Below are 11,464 nucleotides of genomic sequence, written 5' to 3' on the forward strand. Positions count from 1 at the left end.
CGCCCCCTTCGGGCGACCGGCGCGCGAATCTGCCTACGTACGGAGGCGAGGTCGGCGGCTCGGGCCACGGCTCATTGCTGCCTGCCGTCGGCATCGCCGCCCATACCCGCTTCTCGTACACCCTGGCAGAATTGAGGTAGGCCGTTTCTACGGGACGGCGAAAATGCCCGCGCATCCTCTTCATGAAGGTCCTACGGTCCGCCATGCCGCCCACGCTCGCCTCCCTCATCCAGCACTCGGCGCTCAAGCTCACCGTGCGCGCGGGAAAAGACCGGCTCGATACGCCGGTGCGCTGGGCCCATGTCAGTGAACTCGAAGACCCGGTGCCGTACATGGACGGCGGCGAGCTGCTGCTTGTCACCGCTGTCACCCTGCACGCAGAGGACCCCGAGGCCATGCGGCGCTACGTTCGGCGGCTCGTCGGCGCCGGCGTGGTCGGGCTCGGCTTCGCGGTCGGCGTCAATTACGAGGACATACCGGACGCCCTGGTCGACGCCGCCCGCGCGGAGGGGCTGCCGCTGCTGGCCGTGCCGCGCCGTACCCCCTTCCTCGCCATCAGCAAGGCCGTCTCGGCGGCCATCGCGGCGGATCAGTACCGGGCGGTCACGGCGGGCTTCGAGGCACAGCGGGAGCTGACCCGCGCGGCGCTCTCCGAAGGCCCCGCCGCGCTGCTCACCCGCCTCGCCGCGGACATCGACGGCTGGGCCGCGCTCTACGACGCGACGGGCGCGGTGATAGCCGCCGCGCCCGACTGGGCCGCACGCCGCGCCGCCCGCCTCACCCCCGAGGTGGAACGGCTCCGGAAGCGACCCGCGCCCGCCAGCGTCGTGGTCGGTGATCCGGACGACCGGGTCGAGCTCCAGTCGTTGGGCACCGGCCGGCGCGTACGGGGCGCGCTCGCCGTCGGTACGGGGGCGGCGTTGGGCACCGCGGAGCGGTACGCCGTGCACTCGGCGGTCGCCCTGCTGACGCTCACCACGGAGCGGTCGCGCGCGCTTCAGGAGGCCGAGCAGCGGCTGGGCTCCGCGGTGTTGCGGATGCTGCTCTCAGGGCAGCCCGACCATGCCCGGGCGGTGGCGGGAGATCTGTACGGGGGGCTGCTGGACGCCCCGTTCCGCCTGCTCGTCGCCGAACCGGCCGAGGCGGCGTCCGATGCACGTGATCCCGCCGCCGACGATCCGCTCCGGGCTCTGACCGACTCGCTGGAGGCGTCGGCGGCGCACGGTGGGGAAGCGGTGCTCGCCGTGCCCGACGGCGAGGAACGGCTCGTCGTGCTCGCGGCGGACGCCGGCGCGGTCGCCGCCGCCTGTGAGACGTACAAGGACCAGGAGGCGGACGACGCCGGCCTCGTCATCGGCCTCTCCGCCCCGACGGGGCCGATCGCGGCGGCAGGCGCCTACAAACAGGCCGAACAGTCCCTGTCCGTCGCGCGCCGGCGGGGCCGCGCGCTGGTGGAGCACGAGGAACTGGCGGCCGGCTCGCTGCTGCCGCTCCTCGCGGACGACGCGGTGCGTGCCTTCGCCGACGGCATGCTGCGGGCGCTGTACGAACACGACGCCAAGGGGCGCGGCGACCTGGTGGCCTCCCTCAGGGCATGGCTCTCGCGCCACGGTCAGTGGGACGCCGCCGCGGCGGATCTGGGCGTCCACCGTCATACGCTGCGTTATCGCATGCGCCGTGTGGAGGAGATCCTGGGCCGCACGCTGGACGATCCGGACGTGCGGATGGAGCTGTGGCTGGCCCTGAAGACCACGTCGGCGACGCCGCCGCCGGGGCCGTAGTGCTGATTGCGGACCCATTCCTCAGCCTCCGTTCGCCCAACTGCCGCGACGTATTCGGTAGTTACCGCGCCAGCCCGCCGTGGGCCGACCCGTGGACGATCGACGCCGGCCCACCGGCTCTCCCTCGGCGGCGGGGCACAGGCGGTCGCGTATGCCAAAGCGTCACAGCGCGCACCTGCCACCACTCCACCCCGGACAAATCACGTCCGTGGCCCGCGCCCCTACGGTGGGGGAGACAACACCACCACTTCGGAAGGGCCGGGACTCGCAATGCCGAACGAAACTGTGGCAGCCACCCATGCCTTCTGGCTCGCCGGGCGCCAGGCCACCGGTGAGGAGACCTTGGACGTCACGTCCCCGTGGGACGGCCGGCTCGTCGGCAAGGTCGCCGTCCCGACCGAGGCACAGGTCGAAGAGGCCGTCGCCGCCGCGTACGCCGTGCGCGACGAGTTCGCCGCGACGCCCGCGCATGTCAGGGCCGCCGCGCTCGACCATGTGTCGCGCCGTCTCGTCGAGCGCACCGAGGAGATCGCCCGCCTGATCTCCGCCGAGAACGGCAAGCCCATGAAGTGGGCACGAGGAGAGGTGGGCCGCGCCGTCTCGGTCTTCCGCTTCGCGGCCGAGGAGTCCCGCCGGTTCAACGGTGGCGAGGCGCAGCGACTCGACACCGACGCCGGCGGCACCGGCCGCCTTGCGCTGACCCGCCGCTTTCCGCGCGGCGTCGTGCTCGGTATCGCGCCGTTCAACTTCCCGCTGAACCTCTGCGCGCACAAGATCGCCCCGGCCATCGCCGTCGGTGCCCCGATCATCCTCAAGCCCGCCCCCGCGACGCCGCTCTCCGGCCTGCTCATCGGCGAGCTGCTCGCCGAGACCGAGCTGCCCGCCGGCGCCTGGTCGGTGCTGCCCGTCGCCAACGACCGGATGCCCACCCTCGTACAGGACGAGCGGCTGCCGGTGATCTCCTTCACGGGCTCCGACAAGGTCGGTTTCGCCATTATGGATTCGGTGCCTCGCAAGCACTGCACCCTCGAACTCGGCGGCAACGGTGCGGCAGTTGTCCTCGCCGACTACGCGAGCGAGAAGGATCTCGACTGGGCGGCGACCCGGATCGGCACCTTCGCCAACTACCAGGGCGGCCAGTCCTGCATCTCGGTGCAGCGCGTCGTCGCGGACGCGTCCCTGTACGAGCGCCTTGTACCGAAGATCGTCGCCGCCGTCGAGGCGCAGGTCACCGGCGACCCGTCCGACGACGCCACGGACGTGGGCCCCCTCGTCAGCGAGGACGCCGCCAAGCGCGTCGAGGCGTGGGTGGACGAGGCGGTACGCGCCGGCGCCCGGCTCCTGGCCGGCGGAAAGCGTGACGGGGCGTCCTACGCGCCCACCGTCCTCGCAGACGTCCCGCCGGACGTCACGATCTCCTGCGAGGAGGTCTTCGGCCCCGTTCTCACCCTCAGCCGCGTCGACGGCGAGGAAGCGGCGTTCGAGACGGTGAACGACTCCAAGTACGGCCTCCAGGCGGGCGTGTTCACTCACGACGTGCAGGCCGCGTTCCGCGCGCACCGGGCGCTCGAGGTCGGCGGCGTGATCGTCGGCGACATTCCGTCGTACCGCGCCGACCAAATGCCGTACGGCGGTGTCAAGCAGTCCGGCGTCGGCCGCGAGGGCGTGAAGTACGCGATGGACGACTACACGTACGAGCGCGTGATGGTCTTCACGGGCCTGGCCCTGTAGAGCGCGGCCCACAGCCGACAACGGGGCCGTCCGGGCCGGGGCGCACCCTGTGCCGGCCCCGTCCAGGCCTCCGCCGCAGTCGTACCGAGGAGGACACCTCCGGGATCGTCGTGGTGCGGTCCCGGTCGCCTCGGGGTAGGCGAACGACCCCACCCCGCCGCACCGACGGTGCGCGGCATGACTGGCTACACCCTCGGTAATCGGGTAGATACGGACGAGTAGTACCGGCCGGTACCTTTCCCACCAGGGCGACACGACGACGTCTTGGCCGGTCGGGCCCATCGACCCGACGTTCGCGGCGAGGTGAGTTCCCGATGTCCGCTCCATCCGATTCATTCGACACGGCCCAGGTCCCGGAGCCCAAGGTCTCCGAGCGGGAAGCGCGGCGGGTGGCCGAGGCCGCCCGTGAGCAGAGCTGGCGCAAGCCGAGCTTCGCCAAGGAGCTGTTCCTCGGCCGTTTCCAGCTCGATCTCATCCATCCCCACCCCGCACCCCCGGCGGAGGACGTACGGCGCGGAGAAGCCTTCCTGGCCACGCTGCGCGAGTTCTGCGAGACGCGGATCGACGGCGCAAGGATCGAGCGCGAGGCGCGCATCCCTGACGAGGTGATCAACGACCTCAAGGAACTCGGCGCCTTCGGCATGAAGATCGACCGGAAATACGGTGGCCTCGGCCTCACCCAGGTGTACTACAACAAGGCCCTCGCCCTGGTCGGCATGGCGAACGCCTCGATCGGCGCGCTGCTCTCCGCGCATCAGTCGATCGGCGTACCGCAGCCGCTCAAAATGTTCGGCACGCAGGAGCAGAAGGACACGTTCCTGCCGCGCCTGGCCCGTACCGACATCTCCGCCTTCCTGCTCACCGAGCCCGACGTCGGCTCCGACCCCGCGCGGCTCGCCACCACAGCGGTGCGCGACGGCGACGACTACGTCCTGGACGGCGTGAAGCTCTGGACCACCAACGGCGTCGTCGCCGACCTCCTCGTCGTGATGGCCCGCGTACCGAAGTCGGAGGGGCACAAGGGCGGCATCACCGCCTTCGTCGTCGAGGCGGACTCGCCGGGCATCACCGTGGAGAACCGCAACGCCTTCATGGGCCTGCGCGGCCTGGAGAACGGGGTCACCCGCTTCCACCAGGTACGGGTCCCTGCGGCGAACCGTATCGGCCCCGAGGGTGCCGGCCTCAAGATCGCACTCACCACGCTCAACACCGGCCGTCTGTCGCTTCCCGCGATGTGCGTCGGCGCCGGCAAGTGGTGCCTGAAGATCGCCCGCGAGTGGACGGCTGCGCGCGAACAATGGGGCAAGCCCGTCGCCCACCACGAGGCGGTGGGGGAGAAGATCTCGTTCATCGCGGCGACGACCTTCGCGCTGGAGGCCGTGGTCGACCTGTCGTCCCAGATGGCCGACGAGGACCGCAACGACATCCGTATCGAGGCGGCGTTGGCCAAGCTCTACGGCTCCGAGATGGGCTGGCTGATGGCGGACGAACTCGTCCAGATCCGCGGCGGACGGGGCTTCGAGACGGCCGAGTCGCTGGCCGCCCGCGGTGAACGCGCCGTACCCGCCGAGCAGGTCCTGCGCGACATGCGGATCAACCGGATCTTCGAGGGCTCCACGGAGATCATGCATCTGCTGATCGCCCGCGAGGCGGTCGACGCCCACCTGGCCGTGGCCGGCGACATCATCGACCCCGACAAGACGCTGTCCGACAAGGCAAGGGCCGGGGCGCACGCGGGCGTGTTCTACGCGCGCTGGCTGCCGAAGCTGGTCGCCGGCCCCGGCCAACTGCCCAACTCCTATGCGGAGTTTCACCCCAAGGGGCACCTGGATCTCTCCGCTCACCTGCGCTACGTCGAGCGGACGTCGCGCAAGCTCGCCCGCTCGACCTTCTACGCCATGTCGCGGTGGCAGGGCGGCATGGAGACCAAGCAGGGCTTCCTCGGCCGCATCGTGGACATCGGCGCAGAGCTGTTCGCGATGAGCGCGGCGTGCGTACGGGCCGAGATGCTGCGTACCGGGGGAGAGCACGGCCGCGAGGCGTACCAACTCGCCGACGTCTTCTGCCGACAGGCGCGGATCCGCGTCGAGGAGCTGTTCACGCGGCTCTGGTCCAACACGGACGACGTCGACCGCAAGGTCGTTAAAGGCGTGCTGTCCGGGACGTACACCTGGCTGGAGGAAGGCATCATCGACCCGAGCGGTGACGGCCCCTGGATCGCCGACGCCACGCCCGGCCCGTCGCAGAGGGACAACGTCCACCGGCCCATCCGCTGAGCGACCGCTCAGCGACCGGGGGAGCTGGAGCGACCCGGGCCGACCGGGAGCCGAGCTCCTCCGGCCGTTCCGACGGGGCGGGGGAAAACACCGGGCCGCGTCCTCCTTACGGAAGACGCGGCCCGTGGCGTTACGGGGGGCGCTGCCCTAGTTGAACGGGTCGAGCGTGAGGTACGCCTGCCGCGGATCACCGTCGTGCACCAGCGACTCATGGGCGCCGACGTCGTCGAAGGCGAACGCGTACGCCTTGCCGTCGACCATCTGCTCGTGGATCTTCCGCGCGTAGTGGTTGGTGACGCTGTCCTTGTAGAAGTCCGCCGAGCCGGCGTCGGGCTGGTTGGGGTTGGTCAGGAGCGTCGAGCGGTTGAACCCGGCGCACAGCGTGCGTGAAATCGGGCCCCGTACTTGGTCGTTGGGCGCGTCGAGCAGCTTGTAGCAGCCGAAGATGCTGTCGGCGTCGGGCTTCTGGAACGAAGTGACCACCGCGCCCGAGGTGTTGGTGAAGTTCATGACGTTGCCGGAGACCCTGCCGACGTACTTGACCGCCGGCTGATTCGCGAACGGGGTCACCGTGAGTGGGGAGTTGGCGTACTTCGCCCACACCCGGTTGATGTAGTCGTTCAGCACACCGGCCGGCAGGGCGCCGGACGCGATGCCGTGACCCGGCGCGAGCGCCCGCAGGACCGTGCCGTCCGATCGGGTCTGGATCAGACCGCCCCAGCCGCCCGGCTGGCTCCTGAGGGAGTTGTAGAAGCCGTTGTAGCCGCCCGGCTTCAGATGGCCCGTGGTCTTGGTGGCGCCGCTGGGGCCCTTGACACCGACCGCGTACGGCGCCGAGAACATGTCGACCTGGGTGCTGTTGATCCAGAGGCCGGAGTCGTTGAGCGTGTACTCGGACCAGTTGAAGAGGATGTTCCGGTTCGGGTCGCTCGGATTCTGCACGGCCGGCTGCACCAGCCCGCCGGTGGCCAGTTTGAAGACGAGCTTCTGCCCGTACGAGAAGTAGACCCGTCCCGAGAACTTCGGCAGCTGGATCGTCTTGCTCTGCCCCGGGGGCGGCCCCGCGATCGAGGCGTCGGGCGCCGGGGTCGGCGGATTGCCGCCTCCGGGCCAGGCGTGGAAGGTGCCGTTGGCGTCGGCCCAGCCCTGGCGGCCGGAGGAGAGCTCCGTACCGAGGTTGTAGATGTAGAGCTGTTCGCCGCGGCCGGAGTTGTTCGTGATGGTGAACGGAATGGTGTTGGGAACCGCGGCCTCGGCCGGGGCGGCGCTGGTCAAGGCCGTGAATCCGGTGGTGAAGACCACCGCGGCGGCCAGAGAGGCCAGCAGCTTGCGTATCGCAGGCACTCGCTCTTCCTCCTCGTCAGGTAAATCCCGGTGAGAACAGTGGGGGGCGGAATCTGACGTACGGACGCCGCCGGTGAGGCGGGTGCGACCTGAAGGGCCGGGAGCTGGAGGGCCGGCCGGGAGCGGGGAAACCGGAACCACACGACTCTTCAGGTACAGACCTTTCTGAGAGCGCTCTCAGAATTGCGCCCGCGCGTGAGGCGTGTCAATGCGGATGCCGCAACTTGGCGAAGATGTCTCGACTCGGCCGCCGGTGCCTCGGCCCGCCGCGTGTGACCACGGGGCCCGCATGCAGCACAATCGAGCCGCGACGTGACCACACGGGGCGCGAGCCGCGCGAATCGGCCAAGGACGCCGCCGAGGGCGCGGGACCGAGGACGCCATCAACTGACGATTGGGGCAGGCATGTTCGGGGCGGGAAATCAGGGACGGCCCGGCGGCCGACGCGCACGTCTGCGCCACGTGGCGGCGCTCGCGCTCGTCGGCGCCGTACTGACCGGTGCGGCAGCCTGCGGCGGCGGGGGCGACGAGACGAGCGACGGCGGCAAGGGCGGCAAGGACACGGGAGCGGACGGCAAGCCGACCGCGTCAACCCCAGGCGACGCCCCCGGCTCGGAAGGCTCCGGCGGCACCGGGGCCCTCAGCCGCCGTGACCTCACGGCCCTCGCCTTCACCGACGGCGAGAAGATCGGCAAGTACACCGCCGGAGAGTTCACCCTCGGCGCGCCGCTCGGCGAGGACTACACCGCGGACCCCGCCACCTGCCAGCCCCTCGTCAGCCTCGCCAAGGGCGCCACCGCCTTCGACCCGGTGTCCGAGGTCCACCGCAACGTCGACGTCGCCGAGGAGATGCTGGGCACGACCGTCGCCGTACAACTCCGTTCCTACAACGGCGACGGCGCGGCCTCCGTAATGAAGGCCCTCGGCGCGGCAGGCAAGGCGTGCGCGGGCGGCTTCGTCGAGAACCGGGCCGTCGCCAAGGGGCAGTACCTGAAGGTCGAGCCGGTCCAGGCGCCCGACCAGGGCGACGAGGCGCAGGCGTACCGCTTCACAATCCTCGACGTGAAGGGCACGCTGAAGCTGTACGAGTACCTCACCGTCGTACGCTCCGGCACCACCACCCTCTCCTTCCGGGCCGACATCACGGATACGAAGGACATCGGCAAGGTGCCCGGAGAAGTCATCACGGCGCAGTGGAAGAAGTTCGAGGCGGGCGCCAAGGGCTGACGGCCGGCCCGCCCCGTACGAACTCGGCGCCCCGACCAAAGCGTTCCGACCGAGGGTTCCGAGAAACGCACCGTGAACGGACGCCACAAGCGCCCCCCAAAGGCGCCCCCTCGGACCGACCGGTGCACCGCTCCCGTGCTCCGTTTTCGCCCCGCGCTGTCCGCGCCGTGGCCGGATGCGGCAAGAATGGGGCCATGAGCGACAGTCCAGCCCCCCTCGCCGACCCCCATATCGCCTTCGACGCGTCCGAAGGCCGCCGGGACATCGTCGTCCTCGGCTCCACCGGGTCCATCGGCACGCAGGCGATCGACCTGGTCCTGCGCAACCCCGACCGCTTCCGCGTCACCGCGCTGTCCGCCGCAGGCGGGCGGATCGGACTGCTCGCCGAACAGGCGCGACAGCTCCGGGTCCGCACCGTCGCCGTCGCCCGCGAGGACGCCGTACCGGCGCTGCGCGAGGCGCTGGGCGCGGAGTACGGCTCCGAGCCGCTCCCCGAGATCCTGGCCGGGCCTGACGCCGCCACCGACATCGCGGCGTCCCCGTGCCACACGGTGCTCAACGGCATCACCGGGTCCATCGGCCTCGCGCCGACCCTCGCCGCCCTCGAAGCCGGCCGTACGCTCGCCCTCGCCAACAAGGAGTCGCTGATCGTCGGCGGCCCGCTGGTCAAGGCACTCGCCAAGCCGGGGCAGATCATCCCGGTCGACTCCGAGCACGCCGCGCTCTTCCAGGGCCTCGCGGCGGGCACCCGGGCCGATGTGCGCAAGCTGGTCGTCACGGCCTCCGGTGGCCCCTTCCGGGGCCGCACGAGGGCGGAACTGGCCCACGTCACCCCGGACGCCGCTCTCGCGCACCCCACGTGGGCCATGGGCCCCGTGATCACGATCAACTCCGCGACCCTCGTCAACAAGGGGCTGGAGGTCATCGAGGCGCATCTCCTGTACGACATCCCCTTCGAACGTATCGAGGTCGTCGTGCACCCCCAGTCGTACGTCCACTCCATGGTGGAGTTCACGGACGGTTCGACCCTCGCCCAGGCCACGCCGCCCGACATGAGCGGTCCGATCGCCGTGGGCATCGGCTGGCCGGTACGGGTGCCGGACGCCGCGCCCGCGTTCGACTGGTCCACGGCGTCGACCTGGGAGTTCTTCCCACTCGACAACGAGGCCTTCCCGTCGGTGGGACTCGCCCGGCACGTCGGGTCGCTGGGAGGTACGGCTCCGGCGGTGTTCAATGCCGCCAACGAGGAGTGCGTGGACGCGTTTTTGGCGGGGCGGCTGCCGTTCAACGGCATCATGGATACCGTCACCGACGTCGTCGCCGAGCACGGCCGGCCCGCCAAGGGAACCTCGCTCACCCTGGCGGACGTCCTCGAAGCGGAGACCTGGGCACGCGCCCGGGCCCGCGAAATGGCAGAGAAATTCGGCGAAGAACAGCCAGCGGAGGCTCGCGCATGACGATCCTGTTGACAGTCCTCGGCATAGTGATCTTCGCCGTGGGGCTGCTCTTCTCCATCGCGTGGCACGAGCTCGGCCACTTGTCGACGGCCAAGTTCTTCGGCATTCGCGTGCCGCAGTACATGGTCGGTTTCGGCCCCACCATCTGGTCGCGCAAGAGGGGCGACACCGAGTACGGGATCAAGGCGATCCCGCTCGGCGGCTACATCCGCATGATCGGGATGTTCCCGCCGGGTGCCGACGGGCGTATCGAGGCGCGGTCCACCTCACCCTGGCGCGGCATGATCGAGGACGCCCGTTCGGCGGCCTTCGAGGAGCTGAAGGAGGGCGACGAGACCCGGCTCTTCTACACGCGCAAGCCGTGGAAGCGCATGATCGTGATGTTCGCGGGACCGTTCATGAATCTGGTCCTGGCCGTCGTGATCTTCATGGGTGTCGCGATGAGCTTCGGCTTCCAGACCCAGACGACCGAGGTCGCCGGCGTTCAGAAGTGCGTCATCTCCCAGGACGTGGCGCGCGAGAAGTGCACGGCGAGCGACCCCGTGTCGCCCGCCCGCGCCGCCGGTCTCAAGGAGGGTGACAAGATCGTCGCCTTCAATGGACAGCGGGTCGAGGACTGGTCCGTGCTGTCCAACCTCATCCGCGAGACGATCGGTCCGGCCACCATCACGGTCGAACGTGGCGGCAAGGAGGAGGTCCTCCAGGCGACGCTCGCGAAGAACATGGTGGCGCAGAAGGACTCGGACGGGGAGGTCGTCCCCGACAAGTTCGTTCCCGCCGGCTATCTGGGCTTCGCCGCAGCCACCGAGATCGTCCCGCTCTCCTTCGGCGACTCCGTCGACCGCATGGGCGACATGATCGTGACCGGTGTCGAGTCGATCATCGCGCTGCCCTCCAAGATCCCCGATCTCTGGAGCGCCGCCTTCTCCGACGGCGACCGCAAGGACGACTCGCCCGTGGGTGTCGTCGGCGCCGCGCGGATCGGCGGCGAGGTGATGACGCTGGACGTTCCGGCTCAGAACCAGATCGCGATGATGCTGTTCCTGCTGGCCGGATTCAATCTCTCGCTGTTCCTCTTCAATATGCTGCCGCTGCTGCCACTCGACGGCGGGCACATGGCCGGGGCGCTGTGGGAGTCCGTACGGCGCAAACTCGCGCGCCTCTTCAAGAGGCCCGACCCGGGGCCGTTCGACGTGGCGAAGCTCATGCCCGTCGCCTACGTCGTGGCCGGGATCTTCATCTGCTTCACGCTGCTCGTGCTGATCGCCGACGTGGTGAATCCGGTCAAGATCATGTAGTGGGTACGGAGCGCGGCCACGGCGGCGCTCCGTACGTCGGGGAACAGCTCGTGCCGCCGAAGCGGCCGCAGGTTTACGGCCGGGTGTCTCTTTGAGCCCGGCCGTATGCCTTTGGGTGGTTTGCTCGCAGCGGTGTGCTCGTACGGCGGGCCGGTGACGTAATCTCGATGGTTGGAGCCCGCCGAACTCGGGACCACGATCCACACCTTGGGGTTGCACAGCAGATGACTGCGATTTCTCTCGGAATGCCGGATGTTCCGGCGAAGCTCGCCGACCGGAGGGTCAGTCGACAGATCCAGGTCGGTTCGGTGGCTGTCGGTGGGGATGCGCCGGTTTCGGTGCAGTCGATG

7 protein-coding genes and 1 pseudogene are annotated in these 11,464 nt (G+C 69.9%); 7 read left to right on the forward strand and 1 reads right to left on the reverse strand.

Going from position 1 to position 11,464, the window contains the following annotated elements:
- Positions 1–203: 203 nt before the first annotated feature.
- The 3 genes from ACIBBB_RS22015 (at position 204) to ACIBBB_RS22025 (ending at position 5,788) form a co-directional block, all read left to right on the forward strand.
- The gene (locus ACIBBB_RS22015) at positions 204–1,781 is read left to right on the forward strand and encodes a PucR family transcriptional regulator (protein WP_398984471.1); all 1,578 of its coding nucleotides are present in this window, start codon (positions 204–206) and stop codon (positions 1,779–1,781) included.
- Positions 1,782–2,066: 285 nt separating this feature from the next.
- Positions 2,067–3,512, forward strand: a complete 1,446-nt coding sequence (locus tag ACIBBB_RS22020; RefSeq protein WP_398984473.1) for an aldehyde dehydrogenase family protein — start codon at positions 2,067–2,069, stop codon at positions 3,510–3,512.
- A gap of 314 nt (positions 3,513–3,826) precedes the next feature.
- The gene (locus ACIBBB_RS22025; protein ID WP_398984426.1) at positions 3,827–5,788 is read left to right on the forward strand and encodes an acyl-CoA dehydrogenase family protein; all 1,962 of its coding nucleotides are present in this window, start codon (positions 3,827–3,829) and stop codon (positions 5,786–5,788) included.
- A gap of 147 nt (positions 5,789–5,935) precedes the next feature.
- Here ACIBBB_RS22025 and ACIBBB_RS22030 read toward each other — a convergent pair whose 3' ends face one another.
- A complete protein-coding gene (locus ACIBBB_RS22030; RefSeq protein ID WP_398984428.1) occupies positions 5,936–7,132 on the reverse strand; it encodes a glycoside hydrolase family 64 protein in 1,197 nt (398 codons plus the stop codon).
- Positions 7,133–7,537: 405 nt separating this feature from the next.
- On the opposite strand from ACIBBB_RS22030, the gene ACIBBB_RS22035 reads away from it, so the two are divergent.
- From ACIBBB_RS22035 to ACIBBB_RS22050, 4 genes and pseudogenes are all read left to right on the forward strand, one after another.
- The gene (locus ACIBBB_RS22035; RefSeq protein WP_398984430.1) at positions 7,538–8,359 is read left to right on the forward strand and encodes a hypothetical protein; all 822 of its coding nucleotides are present in this window, start codon (positions 7,538–7,540) and stop codon (positions 8,357–8,359) included.
- Positions 8,360–8,553: 194 nt separating this feature from the next.
- A complete protein-coding gene (dxr, locus tag ACIBBB_RS22040) occupies positions 8,554–9,816 on the forward strand; it encodes a 1-deoxy-D-xylulose-5-phosphate reductoisomerase (RefSeq protein ID WP_398984432.1) in 1,263 nt (420 codons plus the stop codon).
- Positions 9,813–11,114, forward strand: coding sequence for a M50 family metallopeptidase (locus ACIBBB_RS22045; RefSeq protein WP_398984434.1), 1,302 nt, complete (start codon positions 9,813–9,815; stop codon positions 11,112–11,114). Before dxr ends, ACIBBB_RS22045 begins: the two co-directional genes overlap by 4 nt.
- A 224-nt stretch (positions 11,115–11,338) precedes the next feature.
- Positions 11,339–11,464 (forward strand): annotated as a pseudogene (locus ACIBBB_RS22050) (4-hydroxy-3-methylbut-2-en-1-yl diphosphate synthase); the annotation flags it as partial.

This window comes from Streptomyces sp. NPDC051217 (assembly GCF_044455465.1).
Taxonomy (GTDB): Bacteria; Actinomycetota; Actinomycetes; order Streptomycetales; family Streptomycetaceae; genus Streptomyces.